This window comes from Streptomyces cacaoi (assembly GCF_006539165.1).
Taxonomy (GTDB): Bacteria; Actinomycetota; Actinomycetes; order Streptomycetales; family Streptomycetaceae; genus Streptomyces; species Streptomyces cacaoi.
The window spans coordinates 25,002-43,719 of record NZ_BJMM01000002.1 but is presented as its reverse complement, the minus strand read 5'-3'; the positions used below and the strand labels follow the sequence as shown (position 1 = coordinate 43,719).

Sequence of the window (18,718 nt, the reverse complement as noted above, 5' to 3'; positions counted from 1 at the left end):
CGCCTCCCGTCACTTGAGCCGGCTCGACGCCAGGATGGACACCAGGTGCAGCAGCGTCTGGACGACCGCGATGGCCGCCAGGACCGCGACGCCGAGCCGGGTGAAGAACAGGTCCCCGCGGACGGCGTCCCCGATCGCCACCAGCAGGATCAGCAGGCTGGCCTCGACCCCGCCGACGAGCCGGTGGAACTTCAGCGCCGCGGCCGCCTTGCGGGCCACGGCCAGGCCGGAGGAGCGGGGCACCGCCGCCTCGTCCTTCACCGCAGGCAGGCCGCTGCGCGCCCTGGCCACGTCGACCAGATCGGTCTCCGCCTTGATGAGGATGGCGCCGAGGGCCGCGACGGTTCCCAGGAAGGCCCACATCCAGTTGCTCGTGGCGCCCTCGCGGTGGAAGAGGTCGGCGGCACGCAGGCCGAAGCCGACGAGCAGCGCCGCCTCGGACAGATAGTGGCCGACGCGGTCGAGGTAGACGCCGGTGATGGACGTCTGGCCGCGCCAGCGCGCGACCTCGCCGTCCACGCAGTCCAGCAGCAGGTACAGCTGGATGAGAAGGGCGCCGAGGAGCGCCCCGGCGAGGCCCGGCACCAGCAGTGCCGCGCCCGCCAGGACGCCCGCGACGACCATCAGATGGGTGAGCTGGTTGGGCGTGATCCGGGTGTTGACCAGGTACGGATCGACGCGCAGCGAGAGCTCTCGCATGTACAGGCGTCCGGCCCAGTGCTCACCGCTGCGGCGGTCCTTCACCCCTTCGGGATGAACGACCGGGCGCAGTTCAGCTACCGATGGCTTGTGCATAGTCGGCGTATGCGTCCCTGATCTGGTCGGTGGACAGGTCGAGATGTTCGAGGATCGTGTACCGCCCGGGGCGGGTCTGCGGCGCGTAGGCGACGACCTCGACGAACTCGTCGGCGTCGAAGCCGATGTCCTGGGGCAGGACCGGCAGGTCGTGCCGGCGCAGCACCTCGACCATCAGCCGCGCGGTGTCCTTGTCCCCGCGCAGGTAGGTGGCGAACACCGCGCCGAGGCCGCACTGCTCGCCGTGCGGGGCGGCCCGCTTCGGGTAGAGCAGGTCGAAGGCGTGGTTGATCTCGTGGCAGGCCCCGGAGGCGGGGCGGCTGTCGCCGGCGACGGACATGGAGATCCCGGTGAGGACCAGGCCCTCGGCCAGCACTTGCAGGAAGGCGTCGTCGCTGACGTCGCCGGGGTGGCGCAGAACCGCTTCGCCTGCCTGGCGTGCCATGGCGGCGGCCAGCCCGTCGATGTCCTCGCCGCGCACCTCGTGCCCCAGCTCCCAGTCCTTGACGGCCGAGATGTTGGAGATGACGTCGCCGATGCCGGAGCGTACGTACCGCTCCGGTGCCTCGCGGATGACGTCGAGGTCGATGACGACGGCGATCGGGTTGGGCACCCCGTAGGAGCCCCGGCCCGCGTCGTTGTCGAGGGTGGCGACGGGCGAGCACAGACCGTCGTGCGACAGGTTCGTCGCGACGGCCACCAGCGGCAGCCCGATCCGTGCCGCGGCGAACTTGGCGCAGTCGATGATCTTGCCGCCGCCCATGCCGACGACCGCGTCGTAGCGGCCGGACTTCATGGCGTCGGCGAGCTTGATCGCGTCGTCCAGCGTCCCGCCGCCCACCTCGTACCAGGAGGCGTTGGGCAGCTCCGGCGCGAACCGCTCGCGCAGGGCAGCACCCGAGCCCCCGCTGATCGCGAACGCCAGCTTGCCGTTGGAGGAGATCCGCTGATCGGCCAGCAGGCCCGCCAGATCGTCCAGGGCGCCGCGGCTGATGTCGACGACTACCGGGGACGGGATGAGGCGGGTCAGTACCGGCATGCGATCTCCCTGCCCTTGGCGAGATCGTCGTGGTTGTCGATCTCGACCCACCGCACATCGCCGATGGGCGCCACGTCGATCTTGAAGCCGCGGTTGGCCAGCTCCTGGTAGCCGTCCTCGTAGTAGAGCTGCGGGTCCCGCTCGAAGGTGGCCTTCAGCGCGTCGGCCAGCTCGGCGCCGGCCTCCGGCTCGATGAGGGTCAGACCGATGTACTCGCCGGTGGCCTCGGCCGGGTCCATCAGCTTGGTGATCTTCTGGACGCCCTTGTCGTCCTCGACGACGACCTTCATCTCCTCGTCGGCGAGGTCCTTGACGGTGTCCAGCGCCAGGATGATCTTCTTGCCCTCGCCGCGCGCGTCCAGCAGCGTCTTCTCGACGGAGACGGGGTGCACGGTGTCGCCGTTGGCCAGGAGCACGCCCTCCTTGAACACCTCGCGGGCGCAGTAGAGGGAGTAGGCGTTGTTCCACTCCTCGGCCTTGTCGTTGTCGATGAGCGTCAGCTTGACGCCGTGCTCGGCCTCCAGGGCGGCCTGCCGCTCGTAGACGGCCTCCTTGCGGTAGCCCACGACGACGGCGACATCGGTGAGCCCGACCGCGGCGAAGTTGGCCAGCGCGATGTCGAGCACGGTCTTGTCGCCGTCGACGGGCACCAGCGCCTTGGGCAGGGTGTCGGTGTAGGGGCGCAGACGCCGTCCGGCGCCGGCGGCCAGCACGAGGCCGATCATGCGGGTTCTCCTGTTTCGTCGTGTACAGCGGGTGCATGGGAGGACACCCAGAAGCGGATGCTCTCGACGAGCACCACGGCAGCGATGACCACGGCGAGCGCGGTCAGCGCCAGATCAAACGCACCGAATCCGTCGATTCCTTCGGCGGGCCCGCCGCCGCCGAGCCAGAGGGCCGCGGCGACGGTGACCAGCACCGTCCTTCCTTCGTGCCCCCCGACCGCGCTCACCAGCCAGTGCGGAGGCGCGCCGGTGCCACCGCGGATGCGGTAGACCGTGTCGTAGTGATGGTAGGCGACGGCCGCGACCAGCCCGTACGCAGCGGGAAGCGCTCCGTCGGCGGACGCGCGGGCGGCCAGCACGAGCACGGTGCCGTACTCGGCGATACGGAAGAGCGGGGGCAGCAGCCAGTCGAGCGGGCCGGTGAGCGGGGCCACCAGGGAGAGCCCGGTCAGCAGCGCGTAGACGGCGGCGGCGAGCACCGGCCACCAGCTGCCCACGGGGGCGCCCCAGGCCGTGGCGAGGATCACGGCGGTGCCGAGCAGCGCCAGTGCGGGCGGGCCGAAGCGGGGCAGCCGCACACCGCCCAGCAGCCGGGCGCAGCCGCGGGCGAGGATCCCGCTGTCGGTGAGCGCGCCGACACCCTCGGCGGCCTGCCGGGTGCGCGGGGTCCGGCGGGAGATCGAGCGCAGCAGGCGTCCGGCCGTCGTGTAGCAGGCGGCGAGGGTGCCGGCGATCAGCAGCACGACGAAGGTGATGCGGGGCGTCGTCACGGCGGTGAGCACGGCGATCAGGGCCCAGCGCTCGCCGATCGGCAGGATGATCATGCGCCGCAGCCAGACGGTCCAGCCGACGCTGTCGAGCCGGCCGGAGAGGGCGGCGGTGGGGCTCGCGTTGCCGGTCACGCCGGCGTTCGACTCGTTGAAGGAGAAGTCGACGGTGTGCCGGGCGGTCATCAGCAGCATCGCGCCGAGCGCCAGGGCCCAGACGTCGTCACCGCCGCGGGACGCGCCCAGGGCGAGGCCGACGTAGTAGGCGTACTCCTTGGCCCGGTCGAAGGTGGCGTCCAGCCAGGCGCCGAGCTTGGAGTACTGGAGGTCGTAGCGGGCGAGCTGGCCGTCGGTGGCGTCCAGCACGAACGAGGCGATCAGCAGCACACCGGCCGCGACGAACCCGGCCCGCTCCCCGGTGGCGGCGCAGGCGGCGGCGATCAGCGCGGTGAGCAGGGAGCCGGTGGTGACCTGGTTCGGGGTCAGCCCGCGGCGGGCGCACCAGCGCGCGAGGTAGCGGGAGTAGGGGCTGATGCAGAAGGTGGTGAAGAAGCCGTCGCGGGACTTCACGGCGGAGCGCAGCCGCACCTTCTCGTCGTCGACGGCGGCGACGGCCTCCCGCGCCTCGTGCCGCTCCTGCGCGCTCTCGGGGACGGCGGCCACCAGGACGCCCAGCTCGGGGCGGTGCACGGCGACGCCCTCGGCCTCCAGGGCGTCGGCCGTCTCGTCGGGCCCGGCGGCGGGCAGCCGGCCGAGCGCGGCGCGGGCGGAGGGGGCGATGCCGAGGACGCCGGGCAGCGCGCTGGCGTCGAAGCGGGGGTCCTTCAGCGCGAGGCGCAGCGCGTGGGTGTGGCCGACGAAGCGGGGGTCGACGAGCGCCAGTCGTTCGCCCGGGGCGGTCTGCGCGGCGACGGAGGCCGCTTCCCAGGCGTCCCGGGCGTCCCGGGCCACGTGCACCTCGAACCCGAGCGACCGCAGGTCGTGCTCCAGCGACGACCCGGCGACCGGCGGACCGGTAAGGATGGCGGTCGACAGAACGAACTCACTCCTCGGAAACTGGCATACCCGCGCAGAAAGGGGACAACAAGCAGCGGGCAGGGCGCGCCCGGGCCCGGCCAGGGCGGGCAGCACGTCGGCAGAGAGTATCCGATGACCGTCGGGAGCCTTCACCGAGCGTTCACCGCCCCGGTGTTGCCCGCGGGGCGTGTGTGCGGACCAGCATGGTCGATCATGGGCTCGGGGCTCAACCGGGGGCCGATAGGGTCGGGGTATGACGTGGTTGATCACAGGCGGCGCGGGCTACATCGGCGCGCACGTCGCCCGGGCCCTGACCGCGGCCGGTGAGTCCGCCGTGGCACTCGACGACCTCTCCAGCGGCGACGCGGACAGACTGCCCGCACAGGTGCCGCTGGTGCGGGGAACGGTGCAGGACCGGGCCCTGGTGGAGGGCACGCTGGCCCGGCACCACGTCACCGGTGTGATCCATCTCGCGGCCCGGAAGCAGGTCGGCGAATCGGTGGAACAGCCGCTGCGCTACTACGAGGAGAACGTGCACGGGCTCGCCGTGCTGCTGGAGGCGGTGGTCGCCGCCGGTGTCCGCCGCTTCGTCTTCTCCTCCTCGGCCTCCGTCTACGGCATGCCGGACGTGGACGTGGTGACGGAGGACACCCCGACGGTCCCGATGAACCCGTACGGCGAGACGAAGCTGGCCGGGGAATGGCTGGTGCGGTCGGCGGGGCGCGCGCACGGCCTGACGACCTGCTGTCTGCGGTACTTCAACGTCGCGGGCGCCGCCGAGCCGGCGCTCGCGGACACCGGGGTCTTCAACATCGTCCCGATGTACTTCGACGCCCTCACCCGCGGTGAGGCCCCGCGCATCTTCGGCGACGACTACCCCACGCCGGACGGCACCTGCGTACGGGACTACATCCACGTCGAGGATCTCGCCGAGGCCCATGTCGCCGCCGCGCGGACGCTGGCCGCGCGCGGGGACGGGCCGGGCTCTCCCACCGACCTCACGCTCAACGTCGGCACCGGAGAGGGCGTCTCCGTACGGGAGATGGCCGCCGTGGTGGCCGAGGTGACGGGGCGGACGGTGCCGCCGCGCGTGGTGGCGCGGCGGCCGGGGGATCCGGCGCGGGTGGTGGCGAGCGCCGGGCGGATCCGCGCGGAACTCGGCTGGGAACCCCGGTTCGCCGTCCGGGACATGGTCGCCTCGGCGTGGGAGGGGTGGCTGGCGCACCATTCCCGGGCGGAGTCGGGGTAGGCGGCGTCGCGCTTGCGCGCCGGACACGAGCGGTGTGGACAAATGCGATCACCGTGCGGAGTTGGCACGCTGGCTGCGGCACACTGGATCGCGCTGCCCACAGGCCCACAAGAAGGATCAACATGGCGAACAGCTCAGCGGCCCCGATCATGCTCGAACTGGTCGATGAGGACGGGACGACGATCGGCACCGCGGAGAAGCTCTCCGCCCACGAGCCCCCGGGCCGCCTGCACCGGGCCTTCTCGGTGTTCCTGTTCGACGCGACGGGCAGACTGCTGCTCCAGCGGCGGGCGTTGGAGAAGTACCACTCCCCCGGCGTCTGGTCCAACACCTGCTGCGGGCACCCGTATCCGGGAGAGCCGCCGTTCGCCGCGGCGGCCCGGCGGGTGGGCGAGGAACTGGGGATCGCGCCGTTCCTGATGCGCGAGGCGGGCACCGTCCGCTACAACCATCCCGACCCGCTCTCCGGCCTCGTCGAGCAGGAGTTCAACCACCTGTTCGTCGGGCTGCTGGACCAGGAGCCGCGGCCCGCGCCCGAGGAGATCTCCGAGATCGCCTTCGTGACGCCGGAGGAGTTGGAGAAACGGCATGCGTCCGACACCTTCTCCACCTGGTTCATGACGGTGCTGGACGCGGCGCGCCCCGCCGTCCGCGAGATCACGGACGGCCTCGGCGGCTGGTGAAGCGGCGCGCGCCACATCGCGCGACGGCGCGGGCCGCCCCGCCCGCCGGGTGGGACGGCCCGCGCCGTGTCTGCACAGTCCCGCCTGTCCTGGCGGGCGGACCGCTACCTCGAAGACACTCCCTACGCCCCGGCGGCCAGCGGCAGCGCCGCCCAGATGACCTTTCCGCCCGCTCCCGTCTGCTCGACGTCGCAGACGCCGCCGGCCTCGTGCGTGACGGCCTTGACGAGCAACAGGCCGCGCCCGCTGGTCTCTTCGCCCTGCGGGTCGACGGCGAGCGCCTTGGGCCGGTAGGGGTGGCTGTCCTCGACGGCGACCTTGAGCCAGCCCCCGCCGAGGGTGATCTCCACCCCGATGTACGGGGAGAGCAGGGCGGCGTGCCGCACCGCGTTGGTGACCAGTTCGGACAGGATCAGCAGCGCGTTGTCGACCGCCTCGCCCGGTACGGGGGTGTCCTGTCTGCCGAGCAGGTCCCGCACGGTGTGCCGCAGCCGCGGCACCGACGACTCGGTGGCGGGCGCGGTGAACCGCCAGGTGCCCGGCGCCTGCGGTGGTGGCGCGGGCGCCGCCGCCACCGCCGGCGCGTGCCGCTCGACGGGCGGCTGCCGCTCGGCCGGTTCGGGCCGCGCCGGGCCCCGTTCGTGGCGCACCGCGCACTCCTCGACGCCGGTACGTTCCCGCACCCGCGTCGCGACCGGGCTCCGTCCACCGGTCCGCTCCGGGGCCCATCCGCCGGCACCGGGGGGCGCCACGCTCCCTACGCCGGAAGGAGTTCCGCCGACGACACCAGGCAGGTGTCCGCTGCGGCTGTCCATCTCCGCACCCCGCTCTCCTCGGTTGTCCCCGCTCTGCGTTCTGGCTCTGGTGCTCTGCGTTCTGGCTCTCCGTGCCTGAGCGTTCTTGCAGATGCACTTGCACCGAGTGTTGGCACTGTTCGGGCCCGGCCCGGGGTTCTGACTGCAAGTCGGCACGTATCGATGGCAATTGACAGAAGAATTTCGCAGTGGCCAACTCCGTGATCGACTCTGCCACCCCGGCTGGCCCCTCCTGCCACTCGGCGGGGGCGCCCCGCGGCGTGCGCCCGGCTACGATCACCTCCATGCAGCCGACCCAACCTGCGCAGCCGGCGCGGTCAGCGCCCGCCCCGCGTCCCGCGCGCCCCGGCCTGCTCACCGAGCGCGACGGGAACGGCATCGTCACCGTCACCATCAGCCACCCGGGGAAGCGCAACGCCATGACACCGTCGATGTGGCGGCGGCTGCCCGGACTGCTCGACGAGCTGGCCGCCGACCCGGGCGTCCGCGCGCTCGTACTGACCGGCGCCGAGGGGACATTCTGCGCCGGCGCCGACATCGGCGCCCTGCGGCGCACGGACGGAGCGCCGGACGGCGGCGACCCCGGCCAGCAGGAGCTGGCGGTGGCCGCCGAGGAGGCGCTGGCCGCCTTCCCCCGGCCCACGCTGGCGGTCGTCGAAGGCTACTGCGTGGGCGGCGGCTGCCAATTGGCGGCCGCCTGCGATCTGCGCTTCGCCGCACGGGACGCGCTCTTCGGCGTCACCCCGGCCAAGCTCGGCATCGCGCACAGCGCGTCCTCCGTCGAGCGTCTGGTGCGCCTGACCGGCCCGGCGACCGCCAAGTTCCTGCTCTTCTCCGGCGAACTGATCGACGCGGAGCGGGCGCTGCGCACCGGACTCGTGGACGAGATCCACCCGGCCGGCGAACTGGGCACACGCGTGGACGCGTTCACCGCCACGCTCGCGGCGCGCTCCGCGCTGACGCAGGCAGCCGCCAAGGAGTTCGCCGACGGGCCGGCCCGGCCGCAGCGGCAGGCGTACTGGCAGCGCGAGGCCGTCCGCAGCGGCGAGACGGCAGAGGGTGTCGCGGCCTTCCTGGAGCGCCGTGCGCCACGGTTCAACTGGCCGCGCAGCAGCGGCAGTTGAACCGCACGGCCGCCCGGCCCGGCAGCCGGCGCCGGCCTTGACGCCTCCCTGACCCGGCCGCCGGAAGCGGCCCTTCCCCTCCCCCTTCAGGTCGCCCATACCCCCCGGTAGCGTACGGGCATGACGTCACTTCCCGAACGCGCGGGCCGGCGCTGCCAGAGCGCGCTGAACTCCCTGCACTCCACGATGTACTTCTCCCCGGACACGGAGAAGGAGCTGACGCCGTACGGCATCGACGATCCGCACGCCGTCAATCTGGCCGTCCGGGCGGCGCCGCTGGGCGCGGTGGGCGCCGGCACCGTGACCGCCACGTTCTACAACTACAGCCACACGCTGGTGGCCCGCTACGTGCCCGAGGTCTGGGAGGCCGCCTCGCCGGAGACGGTGCTCGCGGCCCGGCTGCGGGCCGTCGACGCCACACTGCGCCGGCTGCTGGGCGAGGAGACCGTGACGTCCGAGCCGGTGGCGGAGGCCGCCCGGCTCGCCCTCACCGCCACCGAGGGCTGCTCGCGCTCGGGCCGTCCGCTGCACGCCGCCAACGCCGACCTGCCCGTCCCGCCGGTCGACCGGTGCCCGCACCTGGCCCTGTGGCACGCGGCGACGCTGCTGCGCGAGCACCGCGGCGACGCGCACATCGCGGCGCTCCAGAACGCCGAACTCGACGCGCTGGAGGCCGTGGTGAGCCACACCGCCAGCGGGCGCGGGATGGCGCCGAAGTGGGCCATGGAGACGCGTGGCTACAACGCCCAGGACTGGGCCGCGGCACAGAACCGGCTGCGCGAGCGCGGGCTGCTGGGCGGCGACGGCGAACTCACCGAGCAGGGCACGGCGCTGCGCAAGCACCTGGAGGAGGAGACGGACCGGCTGGACCGCGGGCCGTACGAGCGGCTCGGCGCCGAGGGCGTCGCCCGGCTCACCGAGCTGGCCGGCGGGCTGGCCCGCGCCGCGGCCGAGGCGGGTGCCTACCCGGCCGACCTGTTCGGCAAGGGCTGAGCCGGCGTCCGCGAGGGCTCAGCCGGCCCGTCCGACACGGGCGAGCGGGCCCCGGCCCGGGACGTGACGCGGGCCGCAGCGGCAGGTCACGGCCGCGCACCCGGTACGGCGGGCCGCCCCGCCTGCCCGGTGCTGTCGTGCCCACCTGCCACAATGCTGGCCTACCGGGGGACCACAGCACCGAGAAGGCGGAACGAACCATCGTGACGACGACGATCGAAGGCAGGATCGCCGAGGAGCTCGGCGTACGCGAGCGGCAGGTCAAGGCCGCGGTCGAGCTGCTCGACGGCGGATCGACCGTGCCCTTCATCGCGCGCTACCGCAAGGAAGCCACCGAGATGCTCGACGACGCGCAGCTGCGCTCCGTCGAGGAGCGTCTGCGGTATCTGCGGGAGCTGGAGGAGCGGCGCGGGGCGATCCTGGAGTCCGTGCGCTCCCAGGGCAAGCTGACGCCCGAGCTGGAGGAACGGATCAGGGCCGCCGAGTCGAAGGCGCGCCTGGAGGACATCTACCTGCCGTACAAGCCCAAGCGGCGCACCAAGGCACAGATCGCCCGCGAGGCCGGGCTCGAACCGCTCGCCGAGGGTCTGCTCGGCGATCCGACGGTGCAGCCGGAGGCAGCGGCGGCCGCCTTCGTCGACGCGGACAAGGGCGTCGCGGACACCGCGGCGGCCCTGGAGGGCGCCCGCGCGATCCTGGCCGAGCGGTTCAGCGAGGACGCCGATCTCATCGGCGAGCTGCGCGAGCGCATGTGGGAGCGCGGCCGGCTGGCCGCGTCCGTGCGCGAGGGCAAGGAGGAGCAGGGGGCGAAGTTCTCCGACTACTTCGACTTCTCCGAGGCGTTCACCGAGCTGCCCTCGCACCGGATCCTGGCCATGCTGCGCGGCGAGAAGGAGGAGATCCTCGACCTCTCGCTGGAGCCCGAACCGGCCGGTGAGGCGCCGCAGGAGGGCCCCGGCTCCTACGAGCAGGCCATCGCCCGGCGCTTCGGCGTGCGCGACGAGGGCCGGCCGGCGGACGCCTGGCTGCTGGAGACGGTGCGCTGGGCCTGGCGGACGCGGGTGCTGGTGCATCTGGGCATCGATCTGCGGACGCGGCTGCGGACGGCCGCCGAGGACGAGGCGGTGCGGGTCTTCGCCGCCAATCTGCGGGATCTGCTGCTGGCCGCGCCCGCCGGTACCCGTCCCACGCTCGGCCTGGACCCGGGGCTGCGGACGGGCGTGAAGGTCGCGGTGATCGACGCGACCGGCAAGGTGGCGGCCACCGACACGGTCTATCCGCACGCGCCGCAGAAGCGCTGGGACGAGGCGCTGGCCCGGCTCGGGAAGCTCGCCGAGGAGCACCGTGTCGAGCTGATCGCGATCGGCAACGGCACGGCGTCCCGGGAGACGGACAAGCTCGCGGGCGAACTACTCGCGGCCCGGCCGGAGTTGAAGCTGACCAAGGTGATGGTCTCGGAGGCGGGCGCGTCGGTCTACTCGGCCTCGCCGTACGCCTCGCGGGAGCTGCCCGATCTCGATGTGTCGCTGCGTGGAGCGGTCTCCATCGCACGGCGGCTCCAGGACCCGCTGGCCGAACTGGTCAAGATCGACCCGAAGTCGATCGGTGTCGGCCAGTACCAGCACGATCTGTCCGAGGTGAAGCTGTCCCGCTCGCTGGACGCGGTCGTCGAGGACTGCGTCAACGGCGTGGGCGTCGATGTGAACACCGCCTCGGCCCCGCTGCTGTCGCGGGTGTCGGGCATCGGCTCGGTGCTGGCGGAGAACATCGTGGCGCACCGGGACGGCAACGGCCCGTTCAGCAGCCGCAAGCAGCTCAAGGACGTGGCCCGGCTCGGCCCGAAGGCCTTCGAGCAGTGCGCCGGCTTCCTGCGGATCACCGACGGCGAGGACCCCCTGGACGCCTCGGCGGTGCACCCGGAGGCGTACGCGGTGGTGCGCTCGATGGTGCGTGCCTCCGGTACGGACGTCCCCTCGCTGATCGGGAACACGGCCACGCTGCGCTCGCTGGATCCCCAGGAGTTCGTCGACGACTCCTTCGGTCTGCCGACCGTCACCGACATCCTGCGCGAGCTGGAGAAGCCGGGCCGCGACCCGCGCCCCGCCTTCCGTACGGCGCACTTCAAGGAGGGCGTCGAGAAGCTCACGGATCTGTCGGCCGGAATGGTGCTGGAGGGCGTGGTGACCAATGTCGCCGCCTTCGGTGCGTTCGTGGACGTCGGTGTGCACCAGGACGGCCTGGTGCACGTCTCGGCGATGTCGAAGACGTTCGTGAAGGATCCGCGTGATGTGGTCAAGCCGGGCGACATCGTCAAGGTGCGGGTCCTGGACGTGGACGCGCCCCGCAAGCGGATCTCGCTGACCCTGCGGCTGGACGACGAGCCGGAGAGCGGCGGCCGGCGCGGCGAGAAGGGCAAGCAGCGCGGCGGCGGTGCGCCGCGCCAGCGGCAGGGCTCCCCGGCGGGCCGCGGCGGCGGCAAGCAGCGGCGCGGCGGCGGTGGTTCGTCGGCGCCGGCCCCGGCCAACAGCGAGATGGCCGAGGCGCTGCGGCGCGCGGGTCTGGCGTAACGCACGCGGTGCCCACCAGGGGCGGCTCCCGGCGCGGGGGCCGCCCCTGGCGTGTGCCGGGCGTCACAGCCTGGTCATCACCTGATCCAGCGGTTTGCGTACCAGGTCGGGCACGCGGGCGCCGGGCGCGGGGTAGCCGACGGGCACCACGTAGGCGCCGCGTTCCTCCGGCGGGCGCTCGCAGATCTCGTTGAGGAAGCGCATCGGGCTCGGGGTGTGGGTGAGCGTGGCCAGTCCGGCCTGGTGGAGTGTGGCGAGCAGGAGTCCGACGGCGATGCCGACGGACTCCTTCGTGTAGTAGGGCCGGGGCGTGTGCGGGCCCTTGTGGACCTCGAAGACGACGATGACGGCGGGCGCCGTCTCCAGGAACGGCTTGTGCGCGTCGGTGCCGAGCGGCGCGAGCGCGGCGAGCCACTCCTCGGAGGCACGCCGGGAGTAGAACTCGCGCTCCTCGGCCTCGGCGGCCGCGCGCAGCCGCCGCTTGCGCTCGGGGTCGGTGAGGACGACGAACCGCCAGGGCTGCACATGGGCGCCGCTGGGCGCGGTGGCGGCGGTGCGCACCGCCCATTCGAGGACGCCGTCGGGGATCGGGCGGGAGTCGAAGTCGCGGACGGTGCGGCGACGGGACATGACGTCGTGGAAGGAGCGGGCGCGCTCCTCGGCCTCCGCCGCGGGGACCGTCATCGGCCGCAGCGGCACCGTGCGAGGGCTCGGGCCGGAGTTCTGGCTGGGCGCTGTGGTACGGACCATATGCGCAGCAGAGCACATGCGGGGGCCGGGGAAAAGGCTTGCGGGCGCCAGGGGCGCTGCGTAACGTCGGGTCCTGGCTCTGTTGTCCAGGGAAGGAGAGGCGTTGCTCATCTGAGGTTCGAGACGCCGTGTGCCCTTTCGTGTGGCCATGTGTGCGCGACCTCGGTAGTGATGAGCCGTCTTCCCGATCCCGGCCCGGCCGGCGCCCGAAGCCCGCCCGAGCCTCTTCCCGGTTCTCCTCCGTCGGTTTCCCCCGGCGGGCCCTCGCGCCCGCGTACCGGGGCCCGGTGTCTCCCCGCTGTTCACCGCCCGTGTGCACCAGACCGCACAACGCTGAGGAGACCTTTGTGACGACCCCGACGAACCCCGCTGTGACCTGCTCCGGGCTGTCGTTCTCCTGGGAGGACGGCACCCCGGTGTTCCGCGATCTCGACCTGTCCATCGGGCCCGGACGCAGTGGCCTGATCGGGCTCAACGGCTCGGGAAAATCCACCCTGTTGAAGCTGTTCACCGGCGAGCTGCGCCCCTCCGCCGGCTCCGTCTCGGTGGGCGGGGAGGTCGGGCTGCTGCCGCAGAACCTCACGCTCGCCACCTCGCTGCGGGTGGACGAGGCGCTCGGCATCGCCCGGGCCCGCGCCGCGCTGCACGCCATCGAGGCGGGTGATGTACGCGAGGAGCACTTCACCGCCGTCGGCGACGACTGGGACGTCGAGGAGCGGGCCCGGGCCACGCTCGGCGAGCTGGGCCTGTCCGGTGTGGGGCTCGACCGCACGCTGGGCGAGCTGTCCGGCGGTGAGTCGGTGCTGCTGCGGCTGGCGGCGCTGATGCTGGCCCGGCCCGAGGTGCTGCTGCTGGACGAGCCGACGAACAACCTCGACCGCGCCGCGCGGCACCGGCTCTACGACGCGGTGCAGAGCTGGAACGGTGTGCTCGTCGCCGTCAGCCACGACCGGGAGCTGCTCGGCCTGGTGGACCGGATCGGCGATCTGCGGCAGGGCGGGGTGACCTGGTACGGCGGTGACCTCGACGCCTACGAGGAGGCCGTGGCCGCCGAACAGCAGGCCGCCGAGCGGATGGTGCGCTCGGCGGAGAGCGATCTGCGCCGGCAGAAGCGGGAGTTGGCCGAGGCGCACACCAAGCTGGCCCAGCGGAAGCGCTACGCCGACAAGATGTACGCCAACGCCCGGGAGCCGCGTGCGGTGATGAAGCTGCGCAAGCGGCAGGCGCAGGTGTCGTCCGGCAAGCACCGCCTCATGCACGAGCAGCGGCTGGAGGACGCCAAGGAACGGCTGGAGGACGCGCAGGAACGGGTCAGGGAGGACGCCGAGATCCGGGTCGAACTGCCCTTCACCGCCGTGCCGTACGGTCGGCGGGTGCTCGCGCTGCGCGAGGCGGAACTGCGCAACGGTGCCGTCGTCGACTGGCAGGTGCACGGCCCGGAGCGGATCGCCCTGGTGGGCGGCAACGGCACGGGCAAGACGACGCTGCTGCGCACGCTGGCCGGCCAGCTGGAGCCCGTCTCGGGCGAGGCGCACACCTTCGTTCCGGCGCGCTGTCTGCCGCAGCGGCTGGATCTGCTGGACGAGGAGCTGTCCCTGGCCGACAACCTCGCCCGGCTGGCTCCGGAAGCCGGGCCGCAGGAGATCAGGGCGGGGCTGGCCCGGTTCCTGTTCCGGGGTGCGCGCGCCGATCAGCTCGTCGGCACGCTGTCCGGCGGGGAGTGGCTCCGGGCCACGCTGGCCGGGGTGATGCTGGCCGTGCCGGGGCCGCAGCTGCTGATGCTGGACGAGCCGACGAACAATCTGGACCTGGCCAGCGTGCGCCAACTGCGCGAGGCGCTGGCCGCGTTCCGGGGCGCGCTGATCGTGGCGGGCCACGATGTGCCGTTCCTGCGGGACATCGGCGTCACCCGCTGGATGGCTTTGCGCGACGGTGCGCTGGAGGAGGTGGATCCGGACGAGCTGTGAGGGACGGCCCGCGGGTCCGGGGCCCGGGCGTGCGGGCCCGGTGTCGGGCCCGCGGACGTCCGGCTACGGTCGGGCGCATGAGCGATGAGCCGAGCACGTCGAGGAGCGGGTCCGGGGGCGCACACGTCGTCGTTCTGGGAGGCGGGGTGATGGGGCTGACGACGGCGGTGCTGCTGGCGGAGCAGGGCCGGCCGGTACGCCTGTGGAGCCCCGACCGGCCCGGGGAGACCACGTCCGCCGTGGCCGGGGGGCTGTGCTGGCCCTACCGGATCGAGCCGCAGGAGCGGGCGCTGGAGTGGGCGGTACGCGCGTTCGGACAGTTCTCCTGGCTGGCCGAGCAGCCGGAGCTGACCGGGGTGCGGCTGGTGCGCGGCAGCATGCCGGGCGCGACGCCGCCGCCGGAGTGGACGCGGCTGACCGGCTCGCCGCCCCGGGCGCCGCTTGTCGACATGCGGACGTATCTCCCCTATCTGCTGGGCCGGTTCGAGGCGGCCGGCGGTCGCTGGGAGCGGCGTGCCGCCGGTTCGCTCGCCGAGGCGGCGGCGGTCGCGGACACCGTCGTCAACTGCACCGGCCTCGGGGCCAGGGAGCTGGTGCCCGACCCGTCGATGCGGCCGGTGCGCGGGCAGGTCGTCGTGGTGGAGAACCCGGGCGTCGAGGAGTGGTACGTCGACGCCTCGGACGACGCCGACGAGACGACCTACGTCCTGCCCCAGCCGCACGGTGTGATCCTGGGCGGCACCGCGCAGGACGGCAGCGAGGAGACGGCGCCCGACCCGGCGACGGCACAGGCCGTCGTACGGCGCTGCGCGCGGATCCATCCCGGCCTGGCGACCGCCCGGATACTCGAACACCGCGTGGGGCTGCGCCCGTTCCGGCCCGGTGTCCGGCTGGCGGCGGAGCGGATCGGTGACGGTGCGGGCGGCGAAGCGCTGTGCGTGCACAACTACGGGCACGGCGGCGCCGGGATCACCGTCTCGTGGGGGTGCGCCCTGGACGCGGTACGGCTGATCGACTCCGGAGCCGGAGCAGGGGCTGGAGAAGAGGCCGGGCAGAGCGCCGGGCGGGACGCCGCGGAGGGGGCCGCCGTGGACGCCGCGGGCTGAGGCCCGGCGCCGGGCGCTTCGGGGAGCGTGGCCGCCCCCTGCGCCCGGCGCCGGTGCGGGCGGGTGTCAGCGGCAGCGCTCCACCGGGGTGCCCTTCGTCAGCGCGAACTCGGCCCGCCCGTCCAGCAGCAGCGGGACGAGGGCGCGCTGCGACTGCCGCAGCGGGACGAGGACACCGCCGGCGCGCCGGTGTTCGGCCCGTACCCCGTGCAGGCCCAGGGTGCCGCGGACGTCCTTCCACTGGTGTGCGGTGAGCCGGTAGCCGCAGGGCGGATCGGTGAGGACCTCGTCGTCGGCCGGGGGTTCGTTGTCGGCGCCGCCGAGGCGGACGGGGCCGCGGTCGGCGAAGCCCGCGGCGCGCGCCCGCGCGGTGGCCGCCTCGATCCGGCCGTGGCGCTCCTGGGCGAAGGCGAACAGCCCGTCCAGACCGGCGAGCTGGGAGTCGACACGACGGCGGTTGTTGACGGCCGGGTCGGACTTCTCCTCGTCCGTCAGGGGGTCGGTGCGGGTCTCCGACAGCAGTCCGACCGCGTGTTTGACGCCGACCGTGTTGCGCAGGATCCGCTCCTGCCCGTCGCCCGCCACCTGCTTGACGGGCTCGCCGGTCTCCGGGTCCGTCCAGATGCCGTAGGTGCCGGTGCTGAAGCCGGCCTTCTCGGTGGAGGGCCGTACATAGCGCTCGGAGAGCACGGTGGACTCCCGGTGCACGCCGTCGGCGGTGTTGAGGTTCCGCGGCCACAGCGCCAGCAGATCCTTGACGTAGTACGGCTCGTGCGCCCCGTACTCGTGCAGGTCGTAGACGATGTCGGGGCGGTAGTCGCGCTGGACGGCCGCCATGGCGCGGGCCTCGGCCGTCCTCAGCGCGAGGTGGTCGCGGTTGATGTCGATGCCGTCGTGGTTGCCGCGGGTGTTCGCGGCGCGCCCGTCGGGGTTGGCGGTGGGGACGACGAGGACGCGGGTGCGGGCGAGGAAGCGCAGGGTGTCACGGTCCCGGGCGAAGGCGAGGTCCCGGACCGTGGTCAGGCACGCCTCGCGCCCCGAGGGCTCGTTGCCGTGCTGGCTGCACACCAGCAGCAGGGTGTTGCCGCGGCGGGCCGCCGCCGCGTCGGGCGGGGCGGTGGCGCCGATGCGCAGCAGGTTCAGGGGGCGGCCCTGCCGTGTCGTGCCGAGGGTGTCCAGCGCGGTACGGCGGCTGCCCCGGTCGACGGCGGCCAGGAAGGCGCGTTCCTCGGACTGCGTGGTCCAGCGGGCGCCGTGGCTGCGTTCGAAGCCGGTGCGCGGCGGGTCGGTGGCCCTCGTGGGGGCGGGGCGCGCGTCGTCGCCGGCGGCGGGGCCGGCGTGGGCCGGGGCCGTGGCGAGCAGCGGTGCGAGGACCGCTGCCGAGGCCAGGAGGTCCGTCTTCCATCCGGGGCGGCTGAGCCGCGTGAGTCTCGGCATGCGAGGACGGTAATCCTCCGGCCACGGGACGCAGAAGAGGCAGAAGACACCGAAGGCGACAGCGGTGGAGGAAGGCGGCACATGTCGGCCGCATGGCGATCTTGTGACAAGCGGCGCCGTGGACACGGCGGACGGCACATGAGTACATACCCTTCGGACGAAGTCACACCTGTCGCAAGCGCGTTGGAGGACTCGTGCGTCACAGACTCTTGATCCCGGGAGCTCTCGCAGCGGCGTCGCTGCTGCTCGCGGTTCCCGCCTCGGCGGCCGAACCGACCCCGGGAGCCCCGGGAGCGGGCGACCCCTACTACCCGGAGTACGGCAACGGCGGATACGACGTCTCGCACTACGACCTGCGGCTGAAGTACCAGCCGAAGACGGACGAGCTGGCCGGCACCGCCACCCTGCTGGTGACCGCGACCCAGGACCTCTCGCGCTTCAATCTGGACTTCGCGCTCGACGTCGGCTCGATACGGGTGAACGGCGAGGAGGCCAGGTTCACCACCTCCGGCGCGCACGAGGTCGAGGTCACCCCGGCGAAGCCGCTCGCCGCGGGCGAGAAGGCGACCGTCGTCGTCCGCTACTCCGGCGTGCCCTCGAAGGTCGAGGTGAACGGCTTCACCTCCTGGATGCGCACCCCGGACGGCGGGGTCGCGGCCAACGAGCCGGAGGCCGCCTGGTGGTGGTTCCCCAGCAACGACCACCCGAAGGACAAGGCGTCCTACGACGTGAGCGTCGCCGTGCCCGACGGCACCCAGGTGATCAGCAACGGCACTCTCCAGTCGCAGCGTTCACGCGCCGGCTGGACCCGCTGGAACTGGCGCTCCCGCGCACCGCAGGCCACCTATCTGTCGACGCTCGCCATCGGGAAGTTCGACATCACCGAGGACACCACCTCCTCCGGCCTGCCGGTCGTCAACGCCTACAGCAAGGACCTCGGCGAGCACGAGGGCGCGGCGCGCGCCAGCCTGGAGCGCACCGGGGAGATCACCGAGTGGCTGGAGCGCTACTTCGGCCCCTACCCCTTCGACGCGCTGGGCGGCTACGTCCCGAACACCGATACGACCTACGCGCTGGAGACCCAGACCCGGCCCTTCTACAGCCCCGACGACTTCGCCGACGGCTCCAACACCTCCGTCGTCGTACACGAGATGGCGCACCAGTGGTACGGGGACAGCGTGTCCCTCAAGGGCTGGAAGGACATCTGGATCAACGAGGGCTTCGCGCGCTACAGCCAGTGGCTGTGGTCCGAGGACCAGGGTGAGGAGACCGCGCAGGAGCTGGCGGACTACGCCTACGCCTCGCACAAGGCGGACGACGACTTCTGGAAGGTCGCGCCCGGCGACCCGGGGCCCGACAACCAGTTCCACGCGGCGGTCTACGACCGGGGGGCGATGGCCGTGCAGGCGCTGCGCAACACCGTCGGCGACCGGGCCTTCTTCACGATCCTCAAGGGCTGGCCGAGCGAGCACGCCGGGGGCAACGCCGACGTGGACGACTTCATCGCCTACGCGGAGAAGGTGTCCGGCAAGCGGCTCGGCACGCTGTTCCAGGAGTGGCTGTTCCAGCCGTCCAAGCCGAAGGCCCCTGCCCGGGCGGGGTTCTCCGCCGCCTCGCGGGTTCCTGCCGAGCCGAAGTCCTGGAAGCAGATCCAGTCCGTGAGCCATCCCCGGCACCACTGAGG

The 18,718-nt window shown here is 73.0% G+C and carries 15 protein-coding genes and 1 pseudogene; 9 read left to right on the top strand and 7 right to left on the bottom strand.

Going from position 1 to position 18,718, the window contains the following annotated elements; genetic code table 11:
* Positions 1-9: 9 nt before the first annotated feature.
* From SCA03_RS00695 to SCA03_RS00680, 4 genes are read right to left on the bottom strand one after another with little or no spacing between them, the layout of a single operon-like run.
* Positions 10-795, bottom strand: a complete 786-nt coding sequence (locus tag SCA03_RS00695; RefSeq protein ID WP_170297943.1) for a CDP-alcohol phosphatidyltransferase family protein — start codon at positions 793-795, stop codon at positions 10-12.
* Positions 773-1,834, bottom strand: coding sequence for an iron-containing alcohol dehydrogenase family protein (locus tag SCA03_RS00690; protein ID WP_030878987.1), 1,062 nt, complete (start codon positions 1,832-1,834; stop codon positions 773-775). The genes SCA03_RS00695 and SCA03_RS00690 overlap by 23 nt, the downstream gene beginning before the upstream one ends.
* Positions 1,822-2,559, bottom strand: coding sequence for a phosphocholine cytidylyltransferase family protein (locus SCA03_RS00685; RefSeq protein ID WP_030878988.1), 738 nt, complete (start codon positions 2,557-2,559; stop codon positions 1,822-1,824). Before SCA03_RS00685 ends, SCA03_RS00690 begins: the two co-directional genes overlap by 13 nt.
* A complete protein-coding gene (locus SCA03_RS00680) occupies positions 2,556-4,361 on the bottom strand; it encodes a DUF5941 domain-containing protein (RefSeq protein ID WP_086814821.1) in 1,806 nt (601 codons plus the stop codon). Before SCA03_RS00680 ends, SCA03_RS00685 begins: the two co-directional genes overlap by 4 nt.
* A 235-nt stretch (positions 4,362-4,596) precedes the next feature.
* On the opposite strand from SCA03_RS00680, the gene galE reads away from it, so the two are divergent.
* Both galE and idi read left to right on the top strand, forming a co-directional pair.
* Positions 4,597-5,592, top strand: a complete 996-nt coding sequence (gene galE, locus SCA03_RS00675) for a UDP-glucose 4-epimerase GalE (protein ID WP_030878994.1) — start codon at positions 4,597-4,599, stop codon at positions 5,590-5,592.
* Positions 5,593-5,714: 122 nt separating this feature from the next.
* Complete coding sequence (idi, locus tag SCA03_RS00670; RefSeq protein WP_030878997.1) at positions 5,715-6,275, top strand: isopentenyl-diphosphate Delta-isomerase; 561 nt, start codon at positions 5,715-5,717, stop codon at positions 6,273-6,275.
* A 122-nt stretch (positions 6,276-6,397) separates the two neighbouring features.
* Here idi and SCA03_RS00665 read toward each other — a convergent pair whose 3' ends face one another.
* Entirely contained in the window at positions 6,398-6,850 is a 453-nt protein-coding gene (locus tag SCA03_RS00665) for an ATP-binding protein (RefSeq protein WP_030878999.1), read from the bottom strand.
* 524 nt (positions 6,851-7,374) lie between these two features.
* Between SCA03_RS00665 and SCA03_RS00660 the strand changes: the two genes are divergently transcribed.
* From SCA03_RS00660 to SCA03_RS00650, 3 genes are all read left to right on the top strand, one after another.
* On the top strand, positions 7,375-8,214 hold the full coding sequence (locus SCA03_RS00660; protein WP_141275155.1) for an enoyl-CoA hydratase/isomerase family protein: 840 nt from the start codon (positions 7,375-7,377) through the stop codon (positions 8,212-8,214).
* Positions 8,215-8,334: 120 nt separating this feature from the next.
* Positions 8,335-9,207 (top strand): SCO6745 family protein, encoded by an 873-nt coding sequence (locus SCA03_RS00655; protein ID WP_030879004.1) that lies wholly within the window; start codon positions 8,335-8,337, stop codon positions 9,205-9,207.
* Positions 9,208-9,410: 203 nt separating this feature from the next.
* Positions 9,411-11,774: a Tex family protein gene (locus SCA03_RS00650; RefSeq protein ID WP_030879007.1), complete on the top strand. Its 2,364-nt coding sequence runs from the start codon at positions 9,411-9,413 to the stop codon at positions 11,772-11,774.
* Positions 11,775-11,837: 63 nt separating this feature from the next.
* On the opposite strand, the gene SCA03_RS00645 is transcribed toward SCA03_RS00650, so the two are convergent.
* A complete protein-coding gene (locus tag SCA03_RS00645; RefSeq protein ID WP_078874958.1) occupies positions 11,838-12,524 on the bottom strand; it encodes a nitroreductase family protein in 687 nt (228 codons plus the stop codon).
* A 128-nt stretch (positions 12,525-12,652) separates the two neighbouring features.
* Between SCA03_RS00645 and SCA03_RS37395 the strand changes: the two are divergent.
* The 3 genes and pseudogenes from SCA03_RS37395 to SCA03_RS00635 all read left to right on the top strand — a co-directional run.
* Positions 12,653-13,381 (top strand): annotated as a pseudogene (locus SCA03_RS37395) (ATP-binding cassette domain-containing protein); the annotation flags it as partial.
* 216 nt (positions 13,382-13,597) lie between these two features.
* Positions 13,598-14,491 (top strand): ATP-binding cassette domain-containing protein, encoded by an 894-nt coding sequence (locus tag SCA03_RS37390; protein ID WP_443098227.1) that lies wholly within the window; start codon positions 13,598-13,600, stop codon positions 14,489-14,491.
* 77 nt (positions 14,492-14,568) lie between these two features.
* The gene (locus SCA03_RS00635) at positions 14,569-15,597 is read left to right on the top strand and encodes an FAD-dependent oxidoreductase (protein WP_078874959.1); all 1,029 of its coding nucleotides are present in this window, start codon (positions 14,569-14,571) and stop codon (positions 15,595-15,597) included.
* 66 nt (positions 15,598-15,663) lie between these two features.
* Here the strand turns inward: SCA03_RS00635 and SCA03_RS00630 are convergent, their stop codons facing one another.
* The gene (locus SCA03_RS00630; protein ID WP_141275154.1) at positions 15,664-17,034 is read right to left on the bottom strand and encodes a M14 family metallopeptidase; all 1,371 of its coding nucleotides are present in this window, start codon (positions 17,032-17,034) and stop codon (positions 15,664-15,666) included.
* 194 nt (positions 17,035-17,228) lie between these two features.
* Here SCA03_RS00630 and SCA03_RS00625 point away from each other — a divergent pair, with 194 nt between their 5' ends.
* A complete protein-coding gene (locus SCA03_RS00625) occupies positions 17,229-18,716 on the top strand; it encodes a M1 family metallopeptidase (RefSeq protein WP_086818443.1) in 1,488 nt (495 codons plus the stop codon).
* Positions 18,717-18,718: the final 2 nt, after the last annotated feature.

Excerpts from the sequence above, each read along its gene's own strand:
- SCA03_RS00630 (WP_141275154.1), bottom strand. The coding sequence starts at position 17,034 with ATGCCGAGACTCACGCGGCTCAGCCGCCCCGGATGGAAGACGGACCTC.
- SCA03_RS00645 (WP_078874958.1), bottom strand. The coding sequence starts at position 12,524 with ATGGTCCGTACCACAGCGCCCAGCCAGAACTCCGGCCCGAGCCCTCGC.
- SCA03_RS00635 (WP_078874959.1), top strand. The coding sequence starts at position 14,569 with ATGAGCGATGAGCCGAGCACGTCGAGGAGCGGGTCCGGGGGCGCACAC.
- SCA03_RS00655 (WP_030879004.1), top strand. The coding sequence starts at position 8,335 with ATGACGTCACTTCCCGAACGCGCGGGCCGGCGCTGCCAGAGCGCGCTG.
- SCA03_RS00695 (WP_170297943.1), bottom strand. The coding sequence starts at position 795 with ATGCACAAGCCATCGGTAGCTGAACTGCGCCCGGTCGTTCATCCCGAA.
- SCA03_RS00685 (WP_030878988.1), bottom strand. The coding sequence starts at position 2,559 with ATGATCGGCCTCGTGCTGGCCGCCGGCGCCGGACGGCGTCTGCGCCCC.
- SCA03_RS00660 (WP_141275155.1), top strand. The coding sequence starts at position 7,375 with ATGCAGCCGACCCAACCTGCGCAGCCGGCGCGGTCAGCGCCCGCCCCG.
- SCA03_RS00690 (WP_030878987.1), bottom strand. The coding sequence starts at position 1,834 with ATGCCGGTACTGACCCGCCTCATCCCGTCCCCGGTAGTCGTCGACATC.
- idi (WP_030878997.1), top strand. The coding sequence starts at position 5,715 with ATGGCGAACAGCTCAGCGGCCCCGATCATGCTCGAACTGGTCGATGAG.
- galE (WP_030878994.1), top strand. The coding sequence starts at position 4,597 with ATGACGTGGTTGATCACAGGCGGCGCGGGCTACATCGGCGCGCACGTC.
- SCA03_RS37390 (WP_443098227.1), top strand. The coding sequence starts at position 13,598 with ATGGTGCGCTCGGCGGAGAGCGATCTGCGCCGGCAGAAGCGGGAGTTG.